The 25,981-nt window shown below is 62.7% G+C and carries 21 protein-coding genes; 16 read left to right on the top strand and 5 right to left on the bottom strand.

Going from position 1 to position 25,981, the window contains the following annotated elements; translation table 11 throughout:
- Nucleotides 1-17 precede the first annotated feature (17 nt).
- The 4 genes from hisA to coaA are packed head-to-tail and all read left to right on the top strand — an operon-like array spanning nt 18 to nt 2,878.
- Complete coding sequence (hisA, locus tag D460_RS0124070) at nt 18-767, top strand: 1-(5-phosphoribosyl)-5-[(5-phosphoribosylamino)methylideneamino]imidazole-4-carboxamide isomerase (RefSeq protein ID WP_018901158.1); 750 nt, start codon at nt 18-20, stop codon at nt 765-767.
- On the top strand, nt 764-1,546 hold the full coding sequence (gene hisF, locus D460_RS0124065) for an imidazole glycerol phosphate synthase subunit HisF (protein WP_018901157.1): 783 nt from the start codon (nt 764-766) through the stop codon (nt 1,544-1,546). The genes hisA and hisF overlap by 4 nt, the downstream gene beginning before the upstream one ends.
- 16 nt (nt 1,547-1,562) lie before the next feature.
- Nucleotides 1,563-1,883, top strand: coding sequence for a phosphoribosyl-ATP diphosphatase (locus D460_RS0124060; RefSeq protein ID WP_026283477.1), 321 nt, complete (start codon nt 1,563-1,565; stop codon nt 1,881-1,883).
- On the top strand, nt 1,883-2,878 hold the full coding sequence (gene coaA / locus D460_RS0124055; RefSeq protein ID WP_018901155.1) for a type I pantothenate kinase: 996 nt from the start codon (nt 1,883-1,885) through the stop codon (nt 2,876-2,878). Before D460_RS0124060 ends, coaA begins: the two co-directional genes overlap by 1 nt.
- Here the strand turns inward: coaA and D460_RS0124050 are convergent.
- The 3 genes from D460_RS0124050 to D460_RS0124040 form a co-directional block, all read right to left on the bottom strand.
- Nucleotides 2,875-3,486 carry an alpha-ketoglutarate-dependent dioxygenase AlkB gene (locus D460_RS0124050; RefSeq protein ID WP_018901154.1) on the bottom strand — a complete coding sequence of 204 codons (612 nt, stop codon included), beginning with the start codon at nt 3,484-3,486 and terminating at the stop codon, nt 2,875-2,877. The genes coaA and D460_RS0124050 overlap by 4 nt on opposite strands.
- A gap of 16 nt (nt 3,487-3,502) precedes the next feature.
- The gene (arfB, locus tag D460_RS0124045; protein WP_018901153.1) at nt 3,503-3,937 is read right to left on the bottom strand and encodes an alternative ribosome rescue aminoacyl-tRNA hydrolase ArfB; all 435 of its coding nucleotides are present in this window, start codon (nt 3,935-3,937) and stop codon (nt 3,503-3,505) included.
- Between the two features lie 109 nt (nt 3,938-4,046).
- Nucleotides 4,047-5,657, bottom strand: coding sequence for a phosphoenolpyruvate carboxykinase (locus D460_RS0124040; RefSeq protein ID WP_018901152.1), 1,611 nt, complete (start codon nt 5,655-5,657; stop codon nt 4,047-4,049).
- Nucleotides 5,658-6,000: 343 nt separating this feature from the next.
- Between D460_RS0124040 and D460_RS0124035 the strand changes: the two genes are divergently transcribed.
- The 12 genes from D460_RS0124035 to trxA all read left to right on the top strand — a co-directional run bounded on the left by D460_RS0124035 (nt 6,001) and on the right by trxA (nt 23,614).
- Nucleotides 6,001-6,732, top strand: a complete 732-nt coding sequence (locus tag D460_RS0124035; RefSeq protein WP_196809369.1) for a response regulator transcription factor — start codon at nt 6,001-6,003, stop codon at nt 6,730-6,732.
- Nucleotides 6,733-6,808: 76 nt separating this feature from the next.
- Entirely contained in the window at nt 6,809-8,596 is a 1,788-nt protein-coding gene (locus D460_RS0124030; RefSeq protein ID WP_026283476.1) for a sensor histidine kinase, read from the top strand.
- Nucleotides 8,593-9,045, top strand: a complete 453-nt coding sequence (locus tag D460_RS0124025; RefSeq protein WP_018901149.1) for a hypothetical protein — start codon at nt 8,593-8,595, stop codon at nt 9,043-9,045. Before D460_RS0124030 ends, D460_RS0124025 begins: the two co-directional genes overlap by 4 nt.
- A 153-nt stretch (nt 9,046-9,198) precedes the next feature.
- Nucleotides 9,199-9,600 carry a PTS sugar transporter subunit IIA gene (locus D460_RS0124020; protein ID WP_018901148.1) on the top strand — a complete coding sequence of 134 codons (402 nt, stop codon included), beginning with the start codon at nt 9,199-9,201 and terminating at the stop codon, nt 9,598-9,600.
- Between the two features lie 10 nt (nt 9,601-9,610).
- Nucleotides 9,611-9,889, top strand: a complete 279-nt coding sequence (locus D460_RS0124015) for an HPr family phosphocarrier protein (protein ID WP_018901147.1) — start codon at nt 9,611-9,613, stop codon at nt 9,887-9,889.
- Between the two features lie 166 nt (nt 9,890-10,055).
- Nucleotides 10,056-11,456, top strand: coding sequence for an adenosylhomocysteinase (ahcY, locus tag D460_RS0124010; protein ID WP_018901146.1), 1,401 nt, complete (start codon nt 10,056-10,058; stop codon nt 11,454-11,456).
- 201 nt (nt 11,457-11,657) lie between these two features.
- Nucleotides 11,658-14,237, top strand: coding sequence for a PAS domain-containing sensor histidine kinase (locus tag D460_RS0124005; protein ID WP_026283475.1), 2,580 nt, complete (start codon nt 11,658-11,660; stop codon nt 14,235-14,237).
- Nucleotides 14,234-15,751 (top strand): bifunctional tRNA (adenosine(37)-N6)-threonylcarbamoyltransferase complex ATPase subunit type 1 TsaE/phosphotransferase, encoded by a 1,518-nt coding sequence (locus D460_RS0124000; protein WP_018901144.1) that lies wholly within the window; start codon nt 14,234-14,236, stop codon nt 15,749-15,751. Before D460_RS0124005 ends, D460_RS0124000 begins: the two co-directional genes overlap by 4 nt.
- A 12-nt stretch (nt 15,752-15,763) precedes the next feature.
- A complete protein-coding gene (locus D460_RS0123995; protein ID WP_018901143.1) occupies nt 15,764-16,495 on the top strand; it encodes a nucleotidyltransferase family protein in 732 nt (243 codons plus the stop codon).
- Nucleotides 16,496-16,498: 3 nt separating this feature from the next.
- The gene (gene addB / locus D460_RS0123990; protein WP_018901142.1) at nt 16,499-19,675 is read left to right on the top strand and encodes a double-strand break repair protein AddB; all 3,177 of its coding nucleotides are present in this window, start codon (nt 16,499-16,501) and stop codon (nt 19,673-19,675) included.
- The gene (gene addA, locus D460_RS0123985; RefSeq protein ID WP_026283474.1) at nt 19,668-23,219 is read left to right on the top strand and encodes a double-strand break repair helicase AddA; all 3,552 of its coding nucleotides are present in this window, start codon (nt 19,668-19,670) and stop codon (nt 23,217-23,219) included. Before addB ends, addA begins: the two co-directional genes overlap by 8 nt.
- 74 nt (nt 23,220-23,293) lie before the next feature.
- Entirely contained in the window at nt 23,294-23,614 is a 321-nt protein-coding gene (gene trxA, locus D460_RS0123980; RefSeq protein ID WP_018901140.1) for a thioredoxin, read from the top strand.
- Between the two features lie 49 nt (nt 23,615-23,663).
- Here the strand turns inward: trxA and D460_RS0123975 are convergent, their stop codons facing one another.
- Entirely contained in the window at nt 23,664-25,016 is a 1,353-nt protein-coding gene (locus tag D460_RS0123975; protein ID WP_026283473.1) for a folylpolyglutamate synthase/dihydrofolate synthase family protein, read from the bottom strand.
- A gap of 27 nt (nt 25,017-25,043) precedes the next feature.
- Nucleotides 25,044-25,946: an acetyl-CoA carboxylase, carboxyltransferase subunit beta gene (gene accD / locus D460_RS0123970; protein WP_018901138.1), complete on the bottom strand. Its 903-nt coding sequence runs from the start codon at nt 25,944-25,946 to the stop codon at nt 25,044-25,046.
- Nucleotides 25,947-25,981: the final 35 nt, after the last annotated feature.

Genomic DNA, 25,981 nt, shown 5'->3' with positions numbered 1-25,981 from the left:
TTTGAAGGACTGACAGAATGATCCTATTTCCCGCCATCGACCTCAAGGACGGCCAGTGCGTTCGCCTCAAGCTGGGCGATATGGAGCAGGCCACCGTCTACAATCCCGACCCCGGCGCGCAGGCCAAGGCCTTCGAGGACCAGGGCTTTGAATGGCTGCACGTGGTCGATCTCAACGGCGCGTTTGCCGGCGAAAGCGTCAACGGCGCTGCGGTCGATGCGATCCTGAAAGCCACCAAGAACCCGGTGCAGCTCGGCGGCGGTATCCGTACGCTCGATCATATCGAGAGCTGGCTGTCGCGCGGGCTGTCACGGGTGATCCTGGGCACAGTTGCCGTGCGCGATCCGGCGCTTGTGATCGAGGCCTGCAAGAAATTTCCAGGCCATGTGGCCGTCGGCATCGATGCCAAGGGCGGCAAGGTGGCTGTGGAGGGCTGGGCGGAAGCGTCCGAGCTCGGCATCATCGAGCTCGCCAAAAAGTTCGAGGGCGCTGGTGTGGCGGCGATCATCTACACCGACATCGACCGTGACGGCATCCTGACCGGGATCAACTGGGATTCGACGCTGGAATTGGCGGATGCCGTCTCGATCCCCGTCATCGCGTCGGGCGGACTGGCCTCGATCGACGACATCAAGCGGATGCTGAAGCCGGATGCCGCCAAGCTCGAAGGCGCGATTTCCGGCCGTGCGCTCTATGACGGCCGTATCGATCCCACGGAAGCGCTGGCGCTGATTGCGGCGTCGCGCGCGAAGGAGACCGCGCAATGACCCTGAAGGCTCGCGTCATTCCCTGCCTCGACGTCAAGGACGGCCGTGTCGTCAAAGGCGTCAACTTCCTCAACCTCGTCGATGCCGGTGATCCCGTCGAGGCCGCCAAGGCCTATGATGCGGCCGGCGCCGACGAGCTCTGCTTCCTCGACATCACTGCCTCCTCCGACAACCGCGAAACGATCTTCGATGTTGTGTCGCGCACGGCCGACCAGTGCTTCATGCCGGTTACCGTCGGCGGCGGTGTTCGCACGATCGCAGACATTCGCAAGCTGCTCTTGTGCGGCGCCGACAAGGTATCGATCAATTCGGCCGCCGTCAGCAATCCTGATTTCGTGGCGGAAGCGGCCGACAAGTTCGGCGACCAGTGCATCGTCGTCTCGATCGATGCCAAGCGCCGGCAGACGCCAGCTGGCGGAGACGCCAGCGCTTGGGAGATCTACACCCATGGCGGCCGCAACGCGACGGGCATCGATGCGGTGGATTTCGCGCGCAAAATGGTCGAGCGCGGGGCCGGCGAATTGCTGGTGACCTCGATGGACCGAGACGGAACGAAAGCCGGCTACGATCTGGCGCTGACGAGGGCGATCGCCGACGCGGTGCGCGTTCCCGTCATCGCATCAGGCGGTGTTGGCGATCTCGACGATCTCGTGGCCGGCGTCAAGGAAGGCCATGCAACCGCGGTTCTCGCCGCCTCGATCTTCCACTTCGGCACCTATTCCGTCGGCGAAGCGAAGCGCTATATGTCTTCCTGCGGCATCGACATGCGTCTCGACTGAGACTGAAAGCGATATGATGAGCGAATTCACACTCAGCGACCTCGAAAAGATCGTCGACGCGCGGTCGAAGGCTTCACCGGACGAATCCTGGACGGCGAAGCTCGTTGCGGCCGGCCAGCCGAAGGCGGCGAAGAAGCTTGGCGAGGAGGCGATCGAAGCCGTGATGGCGGCTGTGACCGACGACCGCGAAAACCTCACCTATGAGGCGGCCGACGTGCTCTATCATCTCTTGGTCGTATTGAAGATCGCCGGTATTCCGCTACAAGATGTCATGGCGGAACTTGAGCGCCGTACCGCTCAATCCGGCCTCAGGGAGAAGGCCAGTCGGCAAAGCTGATGGGTATCGCAAGACAGATCACCGGAGCGCCCGAAGCGCACGATCATTTCCAGGCGAATGCCTATTCGCCCTATCACTTCTTTTCTTCCGAGGAATGGGCGAAGTTCAGGGCGGATACGCCGATGACGCTGACCTCGGACGAGGTTACGCGGCTGCGCTCGATGGGCGACCCGATCGATCTCGACGAAGTCCGGCGCATCTATCTCTCGGTGTCGCGCCTGCTTTCGGCGCATGTGGAATCATCGCTGCTGTTGTTCAAGCAGCGCAACCGGTTCCTTAGCCTGTCTAACGTGGCGAAGACACCGTTCGTGATCGGGATCGCCGGCTCGGTGGCGGTGGGGAAATCGACGACCGCGCGTATTCTGAAAGAGCTTCTGCGCCGCTGGCCGTCGAGCCCGAAGGTGGACCTCGTCACGACGGACGGTTTCCTCCATCCGAACGCCGTGCTGCAGCGGGAGAACCTGATGCAGCGCAAGGGTTTCCCCGAGAGTTACGATACCGGCGCGATCCTGCGGTTTCTGGCGGCGATCAAGGCCGGGCAGCCCGACGTCAAGGCGCCGTCCTACTCGCACCTCGTCTATGACGTGCTGCCGAACGAACACAAGATCATCGACCGCCCTGATATCCTTATCTTCGAGGGAATCAATGTGCTGCAATCGCGCGACCTGCCGGCGGGCGGCAAGATCGTGCCGATGGTCTCGGACTTCTTCGACTTCTCGATCTATATCGACGCGGACGAAAGCCGGATTCACGACTGGTATGTAACCCGCTTCATGGGACTGCGCGAGACGGCGTTCCGCGACCCGAACTCGTTCTTCCATCGCTATGCCTCGATCAGCGAGGAGGAAGCGCTGTCGATCGCCGAGGGGCTCTGGCAGAACATCAACCTGAAGAACCTGCGCGAAAACATCCTGCCCACGCGTCCGCGCGCGGATCTGATCTTGCGCAAGGGGCAGAATCACCTGATCGAGCAGGTGGCGCTCCGCAAGCTTTAGGGGTTCACGCGCCGAAGCGTGAGGTTGATGCGGCCGCCATTCTTCAGAAGCGTGGATGTCGACGGGTAAATGCGGTCGACGCCGTGGAAACACAGGCGCCCCTCGCCGCCCAGAATGACGACATCGCCGCTTGAGAGCTTGAAGGACATGGTCTTGTCCGTGCGATCGAGGCCGCCGACGCGAAAGAGGCAGGTGTTTCCGAGCGAAATGGACACGACGGGCGCTGAAAGGTCCTGCTCGTCCTTGTCCTGATGCAGGCCCATCTTGGCGTCGTCCGCGTAGAAATTCACGAGGCAGGCCTCGGGTGGCTTGTCGTAGCCGGACACATCATTCCAAATAGCGAGCAATTCGGCCGGGATTTGGGGCCACGGTTTTCCCGTGGCCGGATGGGTCGGCTGGTAGCGGTAGCCACGCTCCTTATCGGTGACCCAGCCGAGCGAGCCGCAATTGGTCATGCGCACCGACATGGGCTTGCCGGTTCCGGGCATGACCGGCGTGTAGAGCGGCGCCTGTGCGACGATGCTGCGGATGACATCGACCAGGGCTTCCTGGCGGGAGCGGCTGAGATAATCCGGGCTGTGGCGAATGCCGTTCGGCAGTTGCAGCATCGCGCCCTCCTCTGGCTTACTCGCCGCTCGGGCGGCTGCGCATCTTCTTGACGTCGGAGCGGCCGGATTTGGCCTTCAGTCGGCGTTCCACGGAGCCCTTGGTCGGCTTGGTCTTCTTGCGCGGCGGCGGCGGCGGCTTGGCGGCCTCGAGGATCAGCTCCTTCAGCCGCTCGCGCGCATCCTCGCGATTGCGCTCCTGGCTGCGAAAGCGACTCGCCTCGATCATCAGCACGCCTTCCTTGGACATGCGACGGCCTGCCAGTTTCACGGCGTTGATCTTCACACGCTCGTTCAGCGCCGGCGAATTCTGGATGTTGAAGAACAGCTGGACTGATGTCGAGACCTTGTTGACGTTCTGCCCGCCGGGACCGCCCGCCAGAACGAACTGTTCCGTCAGTTCCCATCCTGAAATGGTGATCCTGTCGTTGATATAGAGCGGGTCGCTGGCCATGTGATGTCTATCTCACATCGCCTCCCGCTTGGAAAGGCGCTTCAAAACGCGCAAAACCCGGCCATTCACGACCGGGTTTCACGTGAATCATCAATCAGTTGTCGCTGATTTACTCAGCGGCCACCCGAAAACCCGGGGCCGCATCGCGCACTCCGCCGTCGACGTGGCCTTCGAACTTGGCGAAATTGTCGATGAACATGGTCACCAGCTTGTTCGCCTGCGCGTCATAAGCAGCGACGTCGGCCCAGGTCGAGCGCGGGTCGAGAATGCCGCTTTCGACACCTTCGACCGCGACCGGAACGGCAAAGCCGAAGTTCGGATCGGCGCGGAAATCGGCCTTGCTCAGTTCACCCGAGAGCGCTGCGGCGAGCAGCGCGCGCGTCGCCTTGATCGGCATGCGCTTGCCGGTGCCATAAGCGCCGCCAGTCCAGCCGGTGTTGACGAGCCAGCATTCGACGCCGTGGCGACCGATCAGCTCCTTCAGCAGATTGCCGTATTCCGACGGGTGCCGGGGCATAAAGGGGGCGCCGAAGCAGGTCGAGAAGGTCGCTTCCGGCTCGGTCACGCCGCGCTCCGTGCCGGCCACCTTGGCGGTGTAGCCGGACAGGAAGTGGTACATAGCCTGATCCGGCGTCAGCTTGGCGATCGGCGGCATGACGCCGAAGGCATCGGCGGTCAGCATGATGATCGTCTTCGGATGGCCGGCGCGGCCGGTTTCCGAGGCGTTCGGGATGAAATCGAGCGGATATGCGCAACGGGTGTTTTCCGTGAGCGAACCGTCGTTGAAATCGGGAACGCGGTTTTCATCGAGCACGACGTTTTCAAGCACGGTGCCGAAGCGCTGCGTCGTCGCGTAGATCTCCGGCTCGGCTTCGGCCGATAGGCGGATGGTCTTGGCGTAGCAGCCGCCTTCGAAATTGAAGATGCCGTCTTCGCCCCAGCCGTGCTCGTCGTCGCCGATCAGCGTGCGAGCCGGATCGGCCGAAAGCGTCGTCTTTCCGGTGCCCGAGAGGCCGAAGAAGACCGCGGCATCGCCATCCGGGCCGACATTGGCCGAGCAGTGCATGGGCATGACGCCCTTGGCCGGCAGCAGGTAGTTCAGCGCCGTGAAGACCGACTTCTTCATTTCGCCGGCATAGAAGGTGCCGGCGATCAGGATTTCGCCGTTCGTCAGGTCACAGGCGATGACGGTTTCGGTGCGGCAGCCGTAGCGCTCCGGATCGGCCTTGAAGTTCGGCAGGTCGATGATCGTGAGCTTCGGCGCAAAGCTCTCCAGCGTGGAACGCCCCGGCCGGATCAGCAGGTTGCGGATGAACAGCGAGTGCCAGGCAAGCTCGGTAACGACGCGGGTCGGCAGCGCATTCGCCTCATCGGCACCGCCGATCAGGTCCTGCACGAAGAGCTCCTTGCCGGCGGCATGCGCCAGCATGTCCTGCTTCAACAGCGCGAAATGCTCCGGCGACATGGGCTTGTTGTTGTCCCACCAGATCTGGCCATCGGTATTCGCGTCGCGGACGACGAACTTGTCCTTGGGCGAGCGGCCGGTGTGCTGGCCGGTCAATGCCCGCAAGGCGCCGTGAGCGGTGAGTTCGGCTTCTCCCCGGCGAATCGACTCTTCGTAGAGGGCGGCGGCGGTGAAGTTATAGCGGACGCTCTTCGCGCCTGCAAAACCTGCCGTCGCCAGCTCTATCGCTGGGTTGTGTGTACCGAACTGCTCCATGGTCATTTCCTTCCCTTGGGGCTCAACGCCGTTAAGAACTGAGCGCGAACCTACGGAGAGGATTTTTAAAACGCAAGTGGCATAAATCGATATTATTTAATGATATCAGTTATTTAATCGATTTAAATTTGTGCCTCTTATTTTAAATCGTTTGAACCGTGACGGCAGCGTCAGTTTTTGTGCACGACTTTCGGTTGTCTTCAAAAATTTGCGACAGTGCCGCCCTTTATCTTTGCCACAATTTGTTCCACCTTTATCCCGCATAAGCGCATCCGGTTCATATGGCCGCCTGGGGACCTTCAAAAAACCTGGAGACGCGCATTAGATGACGGAGACGAATACAATGCCGACAATCGCGCTCGTTGATGACGACCGTAACATCCTGACCTCGGTGTCGATCGCGCTTGAGGCCGAAGGATACAAGGTTGAGACCTACACGGATGGCGCCTCGGCCCTTGACGGTCTTCTCGCCCGCCCGCCGCATCTGGCGATCTTCGATATCAAGATGCCGCGCATGGACGGAATGGAACTGCTGCGCCGCCTGCGCCAGAAATCCGACATGCCGGTGATTTTCCTCACCTCCAAGGATGAAGAGATCGACGAACTCTTCGGCCTGAAGATGGGCGCCGACGACTTCATCACCAAGCCGTTCTCGCAGCGACTGCTGGTCGAGCGCGTTCGCGCCGTCCTGCGCCGCGCCGCCGGCCGGGAAGCAGCGGCAGCTGCCGCGACAGGTGCAGCACCCAAGCCCGGTGCCGCACAGCTCGCGCGCTCTCTCGAGCGCGGCCAGCTTGTGATGGACCAGGAGCGCCACACCTGCACCTGGAAGAGCGAGCCGGTGACGCTGACGGTTACCGAATTCCTGATCCTGCACTCGCTGGCGCAGCGCCCCGGCGTCGTCAAAAGCCGTGACGCGCTGATGGATGCGGCCTATGACGAGCAGGTCTATGTCGACGACCGTACCATCGACAGCCACATCAAGCGGCTGCGCAAGAAATTCAAGATGGTCGACAACGACTTTGATATGATTGAAACGCTCTACGGAGTGGGGTACCGCTTCCGCGAAGCAGCCTGACGCCCAAGGGCGCGGCGGATAGGAATATATGAGAGCCGGCGCCGCGGACGCGGCCCGCTCTTCGAAAGGGCTGTCGTTGGCACAGTTGGTGCAGGAGAAGGATCTGGATGACGCAGACGGCGTAGGCCGACGCGTCAGGGGACGACGCTGGTCGCATCCCTTCACGATCATTCGCCGTATCTTCGGCAACGCCGTCTTTTCCAGCCTGACGCGCCGCATCCTCTTCTTCAATCTCGCAGCGCTCGTCGTTCTCGTCGGCGGCATTCTCTATCTCAACCAGTTTCGCGAGGGGCTGATCGACGCCCGCGTCGAGAGCCTTTTGACGCAAGGCGAGATCATCGCCGGCGCCGTCTCGGCTTCGGCCTCGGTCGATACCAACTCGATCACCATCGATCCCGAAAAGCTCTTGGAGCTGCAGGCCGGCCAGAGCATCACGCCGGTCCCGAACGACGAGGACCTGGAGTTTCCCATCGATCCGGAAAAGGTCGCGCCGGTTCTGCGCCGGCTGATCTCGCCGACCCGCACACGCGCGCGCATCTTCGATGCCGACGCGAACCTGTTGCTCGATTCGCGCCATCTCTACTCGCGTGGCCAGGTGCTGCGCTTCGACCTGCCGCCGGTTGCCGATGAAGAGCAGACCTGGGGCGAGTGGTTCACAACGATCTTCAACAAGGTTCTGCAGCCGGGCAACCTGCCGCTTTACAAGGAAGCGCCGGGTGGCGACGGTTCGATCTACCCTGAAGTCATGAACGCGCTGACCGGTGTACGCGGCGCTGTCGTCCGCACCACGGAAAAGGGCGAGCTGATCGTTTCCGTCGCGGTGCCGATCCAGCGTTTCCGTGCCGTGCTTGGCGTGCTGCTGCTATCGACGCAGGCCGGCGATATCGACAATATCGTTCATGCCGAGCGTCTCGGCATCATGCGCGTCTTCGGCGTGGCGACGCTGGTCAACGTGCTCCTGTCGCTGGTGCTGTCGTCGACGATCGCCAATCCGCTGCGCCGCCTTTCGGCCGCGGCGATCCGCGTGCGTCGCGGCTCCAAGGAGCGTGAGGAAATCCCCGATTTCTCCGTTCGCCAGGACGAGATCGGCAACCTCTCCATCGCGCTGCGCGACATGACGACCGCACTTTATGACCGGATCGACGCGATCGAGAGTTTCGCGGCCGACGTCAGCCACGAACTGAAAAACCCGCTGACCTCGCTGCGCAGCGCCGTCGAGACGCTGCCGCTGGCGAAATCCGACGATTCCAAGAAGCGGCTGATGGATGTCATCCAACACGACGTGCGCCGCCTCGACCGCCTGATCAGCGATATCTCCGACGCCTCGCGCCTCGACGCCGAGCTTGCCCGCGTCGATGCGGGATCGGTGGATCTGGAAGTTCTGCTTCGTGACCTCGTGGAGATCTCGCGGCAGATCCGCAACCGCAAGAAGGAAGTGCAGATCGAGTTCGCGATCGAGCGCAAGCCCGGCGTGAAGACGCGCTTCCTGGTCAACGGCCACGACCTGCGCATCGGCCAGATCGTCACCAACCTGATTGAGAACGCGCGCTCCTTCGTCTCCGACCAGGACGGGAAAATCACCGTTCGTCTGGTGCGCACCCGGTCGCGCTGCATCGTCTATATCGAGGATAACGGCCCCGGTATCCAGGCCGAGAATATCGACCGCATCTTCGAGCGCTTCTACACCGACCGGCCGGAGTCCGAAGGCTTTGGGCAGAATTCCGGCCTCGGCCTGTCCATCAGCCGGCAGATCGCCGAAGCGCATGGCGGCTCGCTGCGGGCCGAAAACATCATCGACGCCGAGACCGAAGAGGTGGTCGGCGCCCGCTTCACGCTAGCGCTGCCAGCAGATCCCAACGCATGACCACGGCCCCGGTCAATATTCACGCGACGGCGATCGTCGTCGGAAAGACCGGGCTTCTCTTCATGGGGCCATCGGGTTGGGGCAAGTCAATGCTGGCCTTTGCGTGCCTGACCGAGGCCCGGCGGATCGGCACCGATGCGGCTCTGGTCGCCGACGATCAGGTGATGATCTCGGCACGGGACAACATGGCGATCGCGACGTGCCTGCCTTCCATACAAGGACTGATCGAGCTGCGCGGAACCGGCATCGTCCGCATCCCCTTTATCCAGGAAGCGCCCATGCATTATGCGGTGCTCCCCGGCCACGCTTCGGGGGAAGACCGTGTGCCGCCGGAGGGTGAGACGACCGTGGTTTCAACGGGTATCACGCTGCCCGTCATTCGGTTGCTGGCTAATGTGCCGCTTCCACTGGCGGTATTGATGGCCAAAGCACCTGAAATAGGGCGCTAATGCCCACGAAACCGGCAGCTGGCGCGCGAAACCGTGCATTTTTGTCTTGCCATTCGGCTTTTCATAGCCAAGATGTGCCCCCACGGTGGACGCGATTGCTGCGTTGCGATATTGGGCCTACCGTTTGCATACGCCATTGGGAGCAGTAGTATCATGATCGGACTTGTGCTTGTCACTCACGGCAAGCTGGCTGAAGAGTTTCGTCATGCGGTCGAACATGTTGTCGGTCCTCAGAAATTCATCGAGACGGTCTGTATCGGCCCCGAAGACGACATGGATCAGCGACGCCAGGACATTCTGGGCGCTGTTGCAAACGCCGATGACGGCCATGGCGTGGTCATCCTGACCGACATGTTCGGTGGTACCCCTTCCAATCTGGCGATCTCCGTGATGAGCAGTGGACATACCGAAGTGATCGCCGGCATGAACCTGCCGATGCTGATCAAGCTCGCCGGCGTGCGCGGCGAGGACAATATGGAAAAGGCGCTCGCCGAGGCATCCGAAGCCGGCCGCAAATACATCAATGTCGCCAGCCGCGTCTTGAGCGGCAAGTAACGAGCCCCAGATGACCGTCCAGCTCTCCCGCGAAATTCTCATCATCAACAAGCGTGGCCTGCATGCGCGCGCTTCGGCGAAATTCGTGCAGACGGTCGAGACTTTCGACGCTTCGATCACCGTGTCGAAGGATGGGATGACCGTTGGCGGCAATTCGATCATGGGACTGATGATGCTGGCCGCGAGCCCGGGCTCCAGCGTCTTGGTCTCGGCCAGCGGCAACCAGGCCGAACAGGCGCTCGACGCGCTGGACCAGCTGATCCAGAACAAGTTCGGCGAAGATATGTAACGGTCCGCCGGACCATATAAACATATAAAGACTTCTTTATATCATTATTGCCTTCGTCATAGAAGCCTGCTAAACGGCTGGCATGACCGCGCCTGCGCGGAGCTTTTCGTCGCGCGACCTCGCTTCGCGCCTTCGCATCTGAGACGCTTTCAGCATGGAGAACCCAATGAGCACTGAAAAAGATTACGTCGTCGCCGATATCGGCCTCGCAGACTTCGGCCGCAAGGAAATCACGATCGCTGAAACCGAAATGCCGGGCCTGATGTCCTGCCGCGAAGAGTTCGGCGCATCGAAGCCGCTCAAGGGCGCGCGCATCACCGGCTCGCTGCACATGACGATCCAGACGGCCGTGCTCATCGAGACGCTGGTCGCTCTCGGCGCCGAAGTGCGCTGGGCATCGTGCAACATCTTCTCGACGCAGGACCATGCCGCTGCCGCGATCGCCGCTTCCGGCGTTCCCGTCTTCGCCGTCAAGGGCGAGTCGCTGCATGACTACTGGGTCTACACCGACCAGATCTTCCAGTGGGCTGACGGTGGCCTCTCCAACATGATCCTCGATGACGGCGGCGACGCCACCATGTACATCCTGCTCGGCGCCCGCGCCGAAGCCGGCGAAGATGTACTGTCGAACCCGCATTCGGAAGAAGAAGAAATCCTCTTCGCACAGATCAAGAAGCGCCTTGCGGCAACGCCCGGCTGGTTCACCAAGCAGCGCGACGCGATCAAGGGCGTAACCGAAGAAACCACCACTGGCGTCAACCGCCTTTACCAGCTCTCCCAGAAGGGCCTGCTGCCCTTCCCTGCCATCAACGTCAACGACTCGGTCACCAAGTCGAAGTTCGACAACAAGTACGGCTGCAAGGAATCGCTGGTTGACGGCATTCGCCGCGGCACCGACGTGATGATGGCCGGCAAGGTTGCCGTCGTTTGCGGTTACGGCGACGTCGGCAAGGGCTCGGCTGCTTCGCTGCTCGGCGCCGGCGCACGCGTCAAGGTCACGGAAGTCGACCCGATCTGCGCGCTGCAGGCCGCCATGGACGGTTTTGAAGTCGTCACGCTCGAAGACGTTGTCTCCACCGCCGACATCTTCATCACCACGACCGGCAACAAGGACGTCATCCGCATCGACCACATGCGCGCGATGAAGGACATGGCGATCGTCGGCAACATCGGCCACTTCGACAACGAAATCGAAGTCGCCGCGCTGCGTAACCTGAAGTGGACCAACATCAAGCCGCAGGTCGACCTGATCGAATTCCCGAAGGGCAACCGCATCATCCTGCTCTCGGAAGGCCGCCTGCTGAACCTCGGCAACGCAACGGGCCACCCGTCCTTCGTCATGTCGGCTTCGTTCACGAACCAGACGCTGGCGCAGATCGAGCTCTTCACCAAGCCCGGTCAGTACCAGAACCAGGTCTACATCCTGCCGAAGCACCTCGACGAGAAGGTCGCGCGCCTGCACCTCGCCAAGCTCGGCGTCAAGCTGACGCAGCTTTCGGAAGAACAGGCATCCTACATCGGCGTCACGCCGCAGGGTCCGTTCAAGGCTGACCACTACAGATACTAATAGCGGATCTGATATCCACAACATCTAGAGGGTGCGGCATTGACAAATGCCGCACCCTTATTTTTTGGCACACATCTTCCCGACGAATCCTATCCGAAGTATTGTTTTAACACTCGATTCGTGGAGACGGACGCGTCCGTTTGCTTCGAAAATGGGATGTCTTGTCGTAATGCGGCACAAAAGGACGGAGACATACCGCGCATGTCGGAAATGATGCACCGCCTGGTAAAACAGGCAGAAGACGGCGTTTACCCGTCTTGCTGCACTGGTCACCCGGGCAATGGAAAACCTGTCGATGCCCACAAGGCGTCGACGCAGCGATCAGGCTTGTTGGCTCAGGTGGCGAAAATCTTTGCCGCGGGGACTGCAATGGCGTCGATCGCCCATCCGGTTTTCGCACAGGCGGCAGAGGCTGCCGCGTCTCCGCATCTTTTCACCTCCACGCAGGTGGTCGGCTTCTCCGTCGTGATCGGCGTGATCTCGGCAGCCCTTCTTTCGACGCTCTGGGTCGTGCGCCAGCGCGGCAATCTCGAGAGCGAAGGCCGTGAGATCCGCTCCGCGCTATCGGATGCGCAGCAGCGCATTTCGCAATACCAGGCTCTGATCGCCGACAAGAACCGGCGCATCGTGATCTGGGACGGCGATGAGCGCCCCGAACTGCTGGGACAACTGCCGGCCGAGACCGGCGCACCGCAGGACAATGAATTTCTGGCATTCGGCCTCTGGCTGAAGCCCCGCTCGGCATCTGAACTCGACCGCGCCATCGACGGCTTGCGGCAGTCGGCCAAGAGCTTCGACATCGTCGTCGAGACGCACCGCGAAGAAGTGCTGGAAGCGCAGGGCCGGGTTTCCGGCGGCCGCGCCTTCGTTCGCTTCGTGGCGCTGAACAATCTGCGCGCCGAGCTTGCCGAACTGAAGATCGAGCGCGATCGTCTCATGTCGTCGATCTCGGCGTTTCAGGGCCTGCTTGATTCCATCGACCTGCCGGCTTGGCAGCGCGACACCGAGGGCCGGCTGACCTGGGTGAACCACGCCTATGGCGCGGCGGTCGACGCCGCATCGCCCGACGAGGCGATCTCCGAGGGCCGTGAAATTCTGACGACCATCGCGCGCGAGCGCATCCGCGCCGTCGCAACGCCGGAATCGCCATTCCACGACAAGATCTCGACCGTCATTCACGGCAACCGCACCTTCCTCGACGTTGTCGATGTGAAGGTTCCGAGCGGTTCGGCCGGGATCGCGCTCGACGTCTCCGGCGTCGAGACCGTTCGCGCCGAGCTGGAGCGGACGCTGAAGAGCCACGCCGAGACGCTTGACCACCTGGCGACGCCGGTCGCGATCTTCGACGGCGACCAGCGCCTGCAGTTCTACAATCAGGCTTTCGTGACGCTGTGGCAACTCGATATCGCATTCCTCGAGAGCAAGCCTGACAACGCCGAGCTTCTGGAGCGCCTGCGCGCCGCCAAGAAGCTGCCGGACCAGCTGAACTGGAAGACCTGGAAAGAGACCGCACTTTCGGTCTACCGGGCGCTCGATACGCAATCCGACCTCTGGCACCTGCCGAACGGCCAGACGCTGCGCGTCTTCGCGACCGCGCATCCGCAGGGCGGCGCCACCTGGGTGTTCGAGAACCTGACCGAACAGGTCGATCTCGAGACGCGCTACAACACGCTGGTGAAGGTTCAGGGCGAAACGATCGACCATCTGTCCGAAGGCGTGGCGGTGTTCGGCCCCGATGGGCGTATTCAGCTGTCGAACCCTGCTTTCCGCGCGCTCTGGGGCATTACCGAAGCGGAAGCAAAGCCGGGTACGCATATCCGGGCACTGGGCGATGCCTGCGCGCCATCCTATGACAAGCCCGACGGCTGGAAGACCTTCGCCGAGCTGATCACCAGCTTCGACGACGAGCGTCGCTCGAGCCAGGGAACGCTGGAGCTGTTCTCGGGCCTCGTGCTCGACTACGCCGTCATCCCGCTGCCGAACGCGCAGACGATGCTGACCTTCGTCAACATGACGGACAGCGTGCGCGCCGAACGGGCGCTGACGGAAAAGAACGACGCGCTGCGCAAGGCCGACGAGCTGAAGAACGATTTCGTCCAGCACGTGTCCTACGAGCTGCGCTCCCCGCTGACCAACATCATCGGCTTCACCGATCTGTTGCGCACGCCGGGGCTTGGCGATCTCAACGAGCGGCAGGCTGAATATATCGACCATATCTCCACCTCCTCGTCGGTGCTGCTGACGCTGGTGAACGACATTCTCGATCTCGCGACCGTCGATGCCGGCATTATGCGGCTGAACTATTCGGAGATCGACCTCGGCGACCTGCTCGACGACGTCTCGATCCAGATCGCCGACCGGCTGCAGGAAAGCGGCGTGACGCTGGAGATCACCGCGCCGGCGCGGCTCGGATCGATCATCGCCGATCCGCAGCGCCTGAAGCAGATTCTGGTCAAGCTTTTGTCCAACGCCGCGAATTTCTCACCGGAGGGTGCCTCGATATCGCTGGCCTGCCAGCGCGAGGGAACGGACTTCGTCTTCAGCGTGACCGATCAAGGCCCCGGCATCTCGCAAGAGATGATCTCGACCGTCTTCGACCGCTTCGCGACGGGCGCGAAAAGCGGCAAGCGCGGTGGTGCGGGCCTCGGTCTGTCGATCGTCGACAGCTTCGTCAACCTTCATAACGGGCAGGTCGTCATCGATAGCCAGCCGGGCAAGGGAACGACGGTCATTTGCCGGATTCCTTCGGCCAACCTCCCCTCCTACGCCGCCGCCGAATGACGACAAGCGCGCCTGTCATCTCGCTTTTCCTGGAAGACGAGGCAGCGACCGACCGTCTCGGCGAGGATCTGGCGCTGGCGCTGAAGCCGGGCGACTGCCTGGCACTGTCAGGTGATCTCGGTGCCGGGAAATCCTCGCTGTCGCGGGCGCTCATCCGCGCGATTGCCGACGACGCGGAGCTCGAAGTCCCGAGCCCGACCTTCACGCTCGTGCAAGCCTACGAGCTGCGTATTCCCGTCGCGCATTTCGATCTCTACCGGCTGGGTGACGCCGCGGAACTCACCGAACTCGGTTTCGACGAGGCGCTGCAGAGCGGCATCTGTCTGGTGGAATGGCCGGAGATGGCCGAGAGCGAGCTGCCGGATGACCGGATCGTGCTGACGCTGACGCATGAGGGCGCGGGCCGCCGGGCGATGATCGCCGCGCCCGAGAAGCAGGCGGCGCGGATCAACCGCGTGCTCGCCATTCGCGCCTTTCTCGCAGAGGCCGGTTACCCGCTTGCCAAGCGCCGGTTTCTCACCGGCGATGCATCACTGCGAGCCTATGAGGCAATCTATCCCGACGACGGTGTGCGCCGCATCCTGATGGACTGGCCGCCGCTGCCGGAAGGCCCGCCAGTGCTCGATGGCAAGCCCTATCCGAAGGTGGCGCATATTGCCGAGAACGCATATCCCTTCGTCGCCATCGCCGACATACTGCGCGAGCGCGGCTTCGCAACGCCGCTGATTCATGCGGTCGATTACGAGCAGGGAATCCTGCTGATCGAGGATCTCGGCAGCGATGGGGTTCTCGACGAGAACGGCCAGCCGATCGCCGAGCGCTACCTCGAGAGCGTCGCATGCCTGGCAGCCCTGCATGCGCAGGCGATCCCGCAGGATATCCGCGTCACCGACGCGCATATGCATCACATCCCGGATTTCGACCGTACCGCCATGAAGATGGAAGTGCGGTTGGTGCTAGACTGGCATCTGCCGTGGAAACGCGATGGGGCGCCGGTGACCGATGCGGAGCGCGACGAATATCTGGGGATCTGGGACACGCTGATCGACCAGCTCGATGCGGCCGAGAAAAACCTGCTGCTGCGCGATTTTCATTCGCCTAATATCATCTGGCGGGAAGACGAGACCGGCGTAAAGCGGGTCGGCCTGATCGATTTCCAAGACGCGATGATCGGGCCGACGGCGTATGATCTCGCCTCGATCGCCCAGGATGCGCGCGTGACCATCGAGCCCGATCTCTTCGATCGGCTGATGGAGCAGTATCTATCGCTGCGCCGCGCGCAGGGTGGTTTCGACGAGGCAGGCTTCCTGAAAAGCTGGGCGATCATGTCGGCGCAGCGCAATTGCAAGCTCGCCGGCCTATGGGTTCGGCTGATGCGGCGCGACGGAAAACCTGGCTATCTGAAGCACATGCCGCGCACCCTCTCCTATTTGAGCGTGGCGCTTCAGCATGAAACGCTTGCCCCCTTGCGCGAGTGGTGCGTAAGGACTGGAATAGTCACCAGCGAATCATAAGTTTCGGACGATATGACCATCAAACAAGCCATGGTGCTGGCTGCCGGTCTCGGCACCCGTATGCGCCCGATTACCGATACGATCCCCAAGCCGCTGGTGAAAATCGACGGCAAGGCGATGATCGACTATGCGCTGGATTCGCTGGCCGAAGCTGGTGTCGAGAAGGCGGTGGTCAACGTTCACCATCACGCCGACCAGATGCTCGACCATCTCAGCCGCTACAAGGCGCTTGAGATCATCATTTCCGACGAGCGCGCCGGCCTGATGAACAATGGTGGCGGCTTGGCGAAAGGGTTGAAGCTGCTCGATCGCGGTCCTGTATTCGTCACCAATGCCGATCTCTTCTGGATCGGCGAGCGGCCGGATCGACCGAGCAATCTGCGGCGCTTAGCCGGATTCTTCGATGCGGACCGGATGGACATGGCGATGCTGTGCGTCAACCTCGAGGACACGACCGGGCATAATGGCAAGAACGACTTCAACCGGGATGAAGCCGGCCGGCTTAGCCGTGTTCGCGCCGATGGTCCCAACCCCGTTGTCTATGCCGGCGCGATTGCCATGCAGACGGCGTTTCTGGATGACGCGCCTGATGACGCCTTCAATCTCAACATCTATTTCGACAAGGCGATCGCGCGTGGCCGGCTCTACGGCATGATGCTTGAGGGACACTGGCTGACCGTCGGCACGCCCGATGCGATCGGCGACGCGGAAGCGACGATCCGGCGTTACCGGGCGTTGGCATAGGCCATGAGCGAGCGGCACCAGCCCAGGGTTCTGACAATACCGGCAGGGCTGCCCTTTCTCGCGACCCTGGCCGAGACGCTCTGCGACGGACGGCTGACGCCGCTGTTTCGCCATGACCCCGCCGATCCGCTGTCGCTCTCCAAGGTGACGATCTATCTGCCGACGCGGCGCGCCGTGCGCGTGCTGCGCTCGGAGTTCGTCGATCTGCTCGGCGGGCGGTCCGCGATCCTGCCGATCATCCGGCCGCTTGGCGAGACGGATGACGACAGCGGCTATTTCGACGAAGTGCTGCCGGCAACGCTCGATCTCGCGCAGCCGCTTTCCAACACCGCACGCCTCCTGGAACTGGCGCGGCTGATCCTCGCCTGGCGCAACAAGCTGCCTGACATCGTTCGCAGCATCCACTCGGATTCGCCGCTCGTCGCGCCCGCCAGCCCGGCGGACGCGATCTGGCTTGCCAGAAACCTGGCCGAGCTGATCGATTCCATCGAGACCGAGGATCGTGACTGGAGCGAACTTGCGACGCTGAGCGCGAGGGATCATGCGCTGTGGTGGCAGCTGACGGCGGAGTTCCTGCAGATCGCCAGCGCCTTCTGGCCAGAGCGGCTGAACGAGCTTGGCAAATCCTCGCCGGCGCGGCACCGCAACGCGATCCTGAGAGCCGAAGCCAACCGCATCGCGACGATGCCGGAAAGCGGGCCGATCATCATCGCCGGCTCGACCGGCTCCGTGCCGGCAACGGCCGACCTGATCGCGGCGGTGGCAGCGCGGCGCGAGGGCGTCATCGTGCTGCCCGGCCTCGACGTCGGCATGCCGGACGAGCACTGGCGGATGGTCGCGCCCGATATCGCCGATGCAGCGAGCCGCAGCCATTCGCAATATGGCTTGGCGCAGCTCCTGAAGCGCCTGAGCCTGACGCGCGACGATGTTTCGACACTTGCGAGCGCACCAGACGCGCTTGCGGTGCGCGCGCAAATCCTCTCGCATGCGCTGTCTCCATCCGAGGCGACCAGCGACTGGAGCCGGTGGAAGGAAACGCTTTCGGAGAGCGATATCGCAGCGGCCTTTGCCGACGTATCGCTGATCGAAGCCGGCAATGAGCGCGAAGAGGCTACGGCGATCGCCATTGCGCTTCGGCTGGCATTGGAGCAGCCGGGTAAGGACGGCGAAAGCCGTGCGGCGCTGATTACGCCGGACCGCAACCTCGCTCGCCGCGTGATGGCAGAGCTGTCGCGCTTCGGCATCGTTGCCGACGATTCCGCCGGTACGCCGCTTTCGGCCATGCCGCAGGGCACCCTGCTGCAGTTGCTGCTCGAAGCGGCGCTGCGACCCGGCGATCCGGTGGCGATCGTCAGCCTGCTGAAGCATCCACTGGCGCGGTTCGGGCTGGAGCGCAACTCGCTTTCCGACGCCGTAGCCGCGCTCGAATTGCTGGCCTTGCGCGGTGGCGTGGCGGAGGTCGATATCAGCGCGCTTGGGCCGCTTCTCGAACACCAGCTTTCCGAACAGGCGCTCGACCGGCACGCGCCGCATTGGCGCAAGGCGCTTCCTGTCCACGCAATCGATCTGGCGCGCGACCTTGCCCGCCGGGTCGGCGAGGCAACAGAACCGCTCGCTTCAGCTCTGGTGCGCCACGACACCGCCAGTCGCGGCCTGACCACGTTCACGCTCTCAGACTGGGCCGATCGCACCGGCCGTGCCATCGAGGCCGTCGCGCGCGATGAGAAGGGCGATCTCTCCGGGCTTTGGTCCGGCGAGGCAGGCGACACGCTGGCGACCTTGCTTGGCGAGGTGATCGGGACCGACGGCCAGATCGAAGCGGACGGCGCGCAGTGGATCGATATCATGGCAGCGCTCTCGGCCGGACAGGCGGTGAAGCCGCAAGCGCTCAGCCATCCGCGGCTGTTCATTTTCGGCACGCTGGAAGCCCGCCTGCAGAGCGTCGATACGCTGATCCTCGGCGGCTTGAACGAGGGTTCATGGCCCGGCCAGACGGCCAACAATCCCTTCATCTCCCGGTCGATGAAAACAGAGATCGGCCTTGAACCGCCAGAGCGCCGTATCGGCCAGCTGGCGCACGACTTCGAGATGGCCAACGGGACGCGGCATCTCGTCTATACGCGCGCACTCCGCAAGGGCTCGACGCCTACCGTTGCCTCGCGCTGGCTGCAGAGGCTGATGGCCTTTTGCGGGAAAGGTTTCGAAGCCACGCTTAAGGATCGGGGAGAGCAGTTCGTGCACTGGGCTGGGCTGCTCGACGAGGGTCAGCGGCAAGCGCCGGCGCAACGACCCAGCCCGACGCCGCCGCGCGAGGTGCAGCCGAAATCCTACTCGTTCAGCGAGGTCGGCCGGCTTCGGCGTGACCCCTATGCGATCTATGCGCGCCGCGTTCTAAAGCTCGACGCCGTCGATGCCTTCAACCGCGACCCCGGGGCTGCCGAGCGCGGGACGCTCTATCACAAGATCATCGACCGGTTCATTCGCGAGGGCAACATCGCCGGCACGCCTGACGGAACGGCGGCCATGGAGCGCATCCTCACCGAGCTGTTCGACATGGAGCAGCTGCCCGCGCACATCGATGCCGTCTGGCGTCCGCGTTTCCGCGAGGTGGCGCGCTCGTTCCTCGCCTGGGAAGCAGAGCGGCGGCCGGGGCTTCAGCGGACGCTGACGGAAGTGCGCGGCGCCATGCAGCTCGAGCAGGTCGATATCCGGCTCAGCGGCGTTGCCGACCGGATCGACATCACCGGGCCGCACTCCGCCGATCTGATCGACTACAAGACGGGCTACAACCCCTCGCCCGCGCAGGCGCGCGCGTTGCTCGATCCGCAGCTGGCGCTGGAGGCCGAGGTGCTGAAGGCCGGTGGGTTCATGGATGCGGGCAAGTTGGTGCCACAGGACCTGCTCTATGTGCGGCTGCGGCCGGGAAGCCGGTTTCAGGTCGACACCGTCAACAACGAATTCTCGGCGCGCAGCGACAAGGCAAAATCGGCGATCGAACTTGCTGGCGATTCCATCGATCAGCTGGTGAAATTCGTGGCGCTGCTGCAATCCGGCGAGAAGGGTTTCACCTCGCGGCTTATTCCCGCCCAGCAATTCGAGTTCGGCGGCGATTACGATCACCTCGCCCGCGTCTCGGAGTGGTCGACGGCCGAAAGCGATGAGGCCAGCAATGATGAGTGACGAAACGGCACTGCCTGAGGGCGACGACCCGCACGACTGGACCAGCTGGACGACGGTGCAGCAATCGATCGCGTCCGACCCGCGCCGCTCGGCCTGGGTTTCGGCCAATGCCGGATCGGGAAAGACGCACGTCTTGACGCAGCGCGTGATCCGCCTTCTGCTATCAGGCGCCCGACCCTCGGCGATCCTGTGCCTGACCTATACGAAGGCAGCGGCCTCCGAAATGTCGAACCGTGTGTTCGATCGGCTGGCCGAGTGGGCTGTGCTTTCGGATGAGGAGCTCCGCAAGCGCATTGCCCAGATCGAGGGAACGCTGCCTGACTTTCTCAAGCTTGCGGAGGCGCGCAGGCTTTTCGCCAAGGCGCTGGAGACGCCGGGCGGGTTGAAGATCCAGACCATCCACGCCTTCTGCGAAGCGCTGCTGCATCAGTTTCCCTTAGAGGCGAACGTGGCCGGGCACTTTTCCGTGCTCGACGACCGCGCAGCCGCGACGCTGCTTGCCGACGCGCGCCGCTCGCTGCTGACGGCGACGACGCCGGAGGAAGACAAGGCGCTGGCGGATGTCTTCTCCTATGTTCTGAACCTTGGCGACGAATCCGGGCTGGAAACGCTGCTTGGTGAGATCGTCGCCAACCGCAATGCGATCAAGGCTTTCACCCAGGCCGCCGACCAGAGTGGCGGTCTCGACACTGTCTTGCGGGCGGAGCTCGGTCTTTCCGAAGACGACACCGAGCTTGCGATTGCCGGGCAATACTGGCCGCTGCCGGGTTTGGCTGGCGGCACGCTCAGCCTTTATCTGGAGCTCGCGGACAGCAAGGGCGGCGCCAAGGCGCAGGAAGTCGCCATGCGGCTGAAACAGGTGGTCAGTGAAGCCGATCCGGTCGCGCGCATCCCCCTGCTTGAGAAGATCTTCTTGAAAACGGATGGTGAACCGAAGACTGACGCGCAATTCACCGTGAAGGCGATGCTCGCACAGGCGCCGGAGCTTGCCGATGCCATTGCCGCGGCGCGCGCGCATGTGGTCTCGTGCCGCGACAGGTTGAAGATCGTGCGGATGTTCGACGCCACGCGCGCTGCCCTTGTGCTCGCCGACAGGCTCAATCGCGACTACGACGACCTCAAGAAGCAGCGAAGCCAGCTCGACTTCGAGGATCTGATCACCCGCACCGCTGATCTCCTGAACAAGAGCGATGTCGGGCCGTGGATCCATTACAAGCTTGATCAGGGTATCGACCACATTCTCGTCGACGAGGCGCAGGATACCAGCCCGATCCAGTGGAGCGTGATCCAATCGCTGGCGGAGGATTTCTTCTCAGGCGAAAGCGCGCGCGACGTGGTCCGCACGCTGTTTGCCGTGGGCGACGAGAAGCAGTCGATCTATTCGTTTCAGGGCGCTCGGCCCGAACGTTTCTCGGAAGAAAGCCGGCGCACGCGGCAGCGTGTTTCGCAGAGCGGCCGGGATTTCTCCTCGGTTCGACTGCCGCTCTCTTTCCGATCGACCTCCGACGTGCTTGCGGCCGTCGACCACATCTTCACGCCGCCTGACAATGCGCGCGGCTTGAGCGCCGGTGGCGAGCCGGTGGTGCATCGCTCCAATCGTATCGGCCACCCCGGCGCCGTCGACCTATGGGAGATGATCGCGCCTGAAGTCGCGATCAAGGACGAGGACTGGACGGCACCGTTCGATGCGACGCCGGAAAGCGCGCCCGCTGCCATTCTGGCGCGGCGCATGGCGCACACGATCGACATGATGGTCGGCAAGAAGACGGTCATCGAAAAGGGCAAGGAGCGGCTGATCGAGGCCGGCGACATTCTGGTCCTGGTGCGCAAGAGGGATGCCTTCGTCAACGCGCTCACGCGCGCTTTGAAGCGGCGCGGCAATATTCCGGTTGCCGGGGCCGACCGGTTGCGGCTGACCAGCCATATCGCGATCCAGGATCTGGTCGCGCTCGGCCGCTTTCTGCTCTTGCCGGAAGACGATCTTTCGCTGGCGGCCGTGATGAAGAGCCCGCTCTTCGATCTCAGCGAAGACGACATCTTCGCGGTGGCGGCGCTCCGCGGCGACGGCCAAAGCGTGTGGGCACATCTGCAGGCCTATGCGGCGGATGGCAATGAGCGTCTTGGCGCTGTCGTTACTCGGCTCCAGCTGTTTCTCGAGGAATCGAAAAGCCTTCCGGTTCACGACTTCTACGCCCGGGTGCTTGGTGTTCATGGCGGGCGGCGGCAGTTTCTGGCGCGGCTGGGAACCGAGGCGAGCGATATTCTGGACGAGTTTCTCACCTTCACGCTGGACCACGAGACGGCCGCCCTGCCCGGCCTGCAGTCCTTCATCTCGACGCTCGAGCTTGAGGCTCCCGTCGTCAAGCGCGAGCAGGACAAGGGCCGCAACGAAGTCCGGATCATGACCGTGCACGCCTCTAAGGGGCTTGAGGCGCCGATCGTGTTTCTGGTCGATGGCGGTTCCAAGGCGTTCACGCATTCGCATATGCCGAAGCTGCGGCTGCTGGAGCAGAGCGGCGAGCGGCCGCCGCTGCCGGTTTGGGTGCCGCTTGGCGATCTCAGCAATTCACTGACGCAGGCCGACGCGGCGCGCATTCAGGTGCTGGCGGAAGAGGAATATCGCCGGCTTCTCTACGTGGCGATGACGCGCGCGGCCGATCAGTTGATTGTCTGCGGCTATAGGGGCGTGCGGCTCAACACCGACACCTGGCATGCAATGATAACGGCCGCGATGGACGACAGCCATCCGCATGTCGAAGCCGCCACCTTCTCCGGGCCGGACGGCGACTGGCAGGGTGTCGAATGGCGCGTGCCGACGATGGAGCGGATGTTCGAGCGCGCCGACCATGTCGAGCAGACTGCCGCCCGCGACGCCTTGCCGTTCGACCTCAATCGCCCGCTGCCACCGCAAAAGAAGCTCCCTCGACCCCTTAGCCCTTCCGGAGCCGGAACGATCATCGACGAGGAGGCCGACAATCTTCTCGTGGCCTCGCCGCTGTTTACCGACAAGCCGAAATCCGACCGCGCGCTGCAAAAAGGCCGCCTGCTGCACCGGATGCTGCAGACCTTGCCCGAGATACCGCTGGCGGAACGCGCGGACGCGGCTAGGCGCTATGCGGAGCGCGCCGCCCGTTTCTGGCCGCAGGATGAGCGCGACAGGCTGATCGATTCGGTTCTGAAACTATTGGATGCGCCGGATCTGCAGCCAGTGTTCGAGGCCCATGCACAGGCCGAAGTGTCGATCATGGGGACGCTAACGCTGGATGGGCGCGACTATGCTGTCTCCGGCCGTGTCGACCGGCTGGCGGTGCTCGACGACCGGGTGGTCATCCTCGATTACAAGACCAATCGCGTGCCGCCGGAGACGGCCGCGGCCATTCCATTCGCGCATCGGGCGCAGCTTGCCATCTACCAGACGATCATGGCGCCGCTCTATCCCGGCAAGCGGATCGATTGCGTGCTCGTCTATACCGAGAACGGCTCCGTGCACACGCTGACGCCCGAGGCCATGGCATTGGCGCTTGCACAGCTCAAAACAAAGTGAAATACCGGTCATTGAAATCCCGCCGGCGCACCATCACATGTGCTTCAACAGGAATCCTTTAAAGGAGCGGCCTTATGGCTACCGTGAAAGTCGATATCAATAATTTCCAGGCTGAAGTTCTGGAATCCGCAGAACCCGTCGTTGTCGATTTCTGGGCTGAATGGTGCGGCCCGTGCAAGATGATCGCTCCGAGCCTCGAAGAACTCGCCGTCGAGTTCCAGGGCAAGGTGAAGGTCGCCAAGCTCAACATCGACGAAAATCCTGAGCTGGCCGCCCAGTTCGGCGTGCGCTCGATCCCGACGCTTGCCATGTTCAAGGCCGGCGAAGTGGCCGACATCAAGGTTGGCGCTGCTCCGAAGACCGCTCTTTCGAGCTGGATTTCCAGCGCGGCCTGATCGTTCAGGACAATAGAATGAAAAAAGCCCGGTCGATGCCGGGCTTTTTTCATTTGGGGGGTGTGCCGTTGTCGGCAAGCACGTCGCCGACCAGATACAGTGATCCACCAATCAGGATGCGTGGCGCCTGTTCCCGCTCGAAGGCGGTGTCCCGGATTGCTTCCAGCGCTTCGCCGACCGTGGACATCGGTTCGGCGACGAGACCGGCGTCATAGGCCGCGTTGGCGAGGATGACGGGGTCGATCATCGCGTCGCTGCCGCGAATGGGCACGCAATAGACCTTCTCCGCCAGGCCCTTGAAGGCGTTGAAATAGCCGATCGGGTCCTTGGTATTGATCATGCCGATGATCAGAAACAGCGGACGCGGCTGTTTTTCCTCGAAATTGGCCATGGCTTCGGCGATGACTTCGCCGGCACCGGGATTATGGCCGCCATCGACCCAGATCTCGGCACCCAAGGGGGCGCTCGCCATCAGATTGCCGTCGCTGAGCTTCTGCAGGCGGCCGGGCCATTCGACCGTGGCCATCGCCTTTTCCATCATCGCTTCGGTGACGGTGAAGCCCGCGGCCTTGACGGCGCGGATGGCTGCGGCAGCGTTGGCATATTGGTGGCGGCCGGGGAGCCGGGGCAGCGGCAGGTCGGCGAGGCCGAATTCGTCCTGATAGACAAGCCGGCCGTATTCCTCATGCGCCATGAAATCTTGGCCGAAGGCGGCGGTCGGGCAACCGAGACGCTCGGCTGTGGAGATCAGCACGTCGAGCGCCGCATCATATTCCTGCTTGCCGATGACGACAGGCCGCTTGCGCTTCATGATGCCGGCCTTTTCGGCGGCAATCAGTTCGACGCTATCGCCAAGATAGGGCTGGTGATCAAGCGAGATCGGCATGATGACCGATACGGCCGGATCGGAAATCACGTTGGTGGCATCGAAACGGCCGCCAAGGCCGACTTCGATGATGGCCGCGTCGGCCGGATGCTCAGAGAACAGGATGAAGGTGACCGCCGTCAGAATTTCAAAGACGGTGATCTTCTGGCCCGCATTGGCGGCAGCGACACGGCGCAACGCATCGGCAAAGACCGCGTCATCGACGAGCTCTCCGCGACCGCCCTCGACGCCGATGCGATAGCGCTCATGCCAGTTGACGAGGTGCGGCGAGGTGTGGACGTGGGCGCTATAGCCGCCCGCTTCCAGAAGCGCGCGGCAAAAGGCGGTGACGGAGCCCTTGCCGTTGGTGCCGGCCACATGAATGACCGGCGGCAACTTCTTTTGCGGATCGCCGAGAACGGCAAGCAGGCGGGTAATGCGATCCAGTGACAGATCGAAACCCTTGGGGTGCAACCCCATGAGCTTGTCAATTTCCTGTGCTGCTTCGCTCACCGCGGTCTGACCTCTGGGTATCATCGCTCAACCCGCCTGTGATGTTTGCGGTCAGGCGCTTGCGGCGATCGCAAGCGTGCCATTGTTTTCGTTTGCAACGGCAGCCGGCTTCTTCGTCAGGATCTTCAGGACACGCGCGAGCGTATCGGGAATGTCATGACGCTTGACGACCATGTCAACCATGCCGTGCTCGAGCAGGTATTCCGACGTCTGGAAGCCTTCCGGCAGCTTTTCGCGAATGGTCTGCTCGATGACGCGCTTGCCTGCAAAGCAGATTTCGGCGCCGGGCTCGGCCATGTGGATATCGCCGAGCATGGCGTAGGAGGCGGTGACGCCGCCGGTCGTCGGGTTTGTCAGCACGACGATGTAGGGCTGGCCGGCTTCCTTCAGCATGTCGACGGCAACGGTGGTGCGCGGCAGCTGCATCAGCGACAGGATGCCTTCCTGCATGCGGGCGCCGCCCGATGCCGGGAACATGACGAGCGGGCACTTCTCCGCGATGGCGCGTTCGAAGGCCTTGACGATCGCTTCACCGGCAGCAATGCCGAGCGAGCCACCCATGAAGTTGAACTCGTGCACGACGGCGACGAGCTTGAGGCCGCGAACCTTGCCGACGCCGGCAACGATCGTGTCTTCCTGGTCGGTCTTGATGCGGCTATCGCGCAGGCGGTCCGTATACTTCTTGGAATCGCGGAACTTCAGCGGATCCTGTGCGACCTTCGGCTGGACCAGCGCTTCATAGGCGCCGTCGTCGAAGAGATCGGTGAGACGAGCCTTGGCCGGCATCTTCATGTGATAGCCGGAAGCCGGGATGACCCACTTGTTGTCTTCGAGATCCTTATGGAAGACCATTTCGCCCGTTTCCGGGCACTTGATCCAGAGGTTCTCCGGCACTTCGCGGCGGCCCAGCATGGAATTGATGCGGGGGCGAACGTAGTTGGTGATCCAGTTCAAGTCGAAAACTCCTGATTAACTCTTGCCAATGTGGG

It is taken from the genome of Rhizobium sp. 2MFCol3.1 (assembly GCF_000377565.1).
Taxonomy (GTDB): Bacteria; Pseudomonadota; Alphaproteobacteria; order Rhizobiales; family Rhizobiaceae; genus Rhizobium.
Note: the sequence above shows the minus strand (reverse complement) of the source record. Positions and strands in the feature narration are given on the sequence as shown.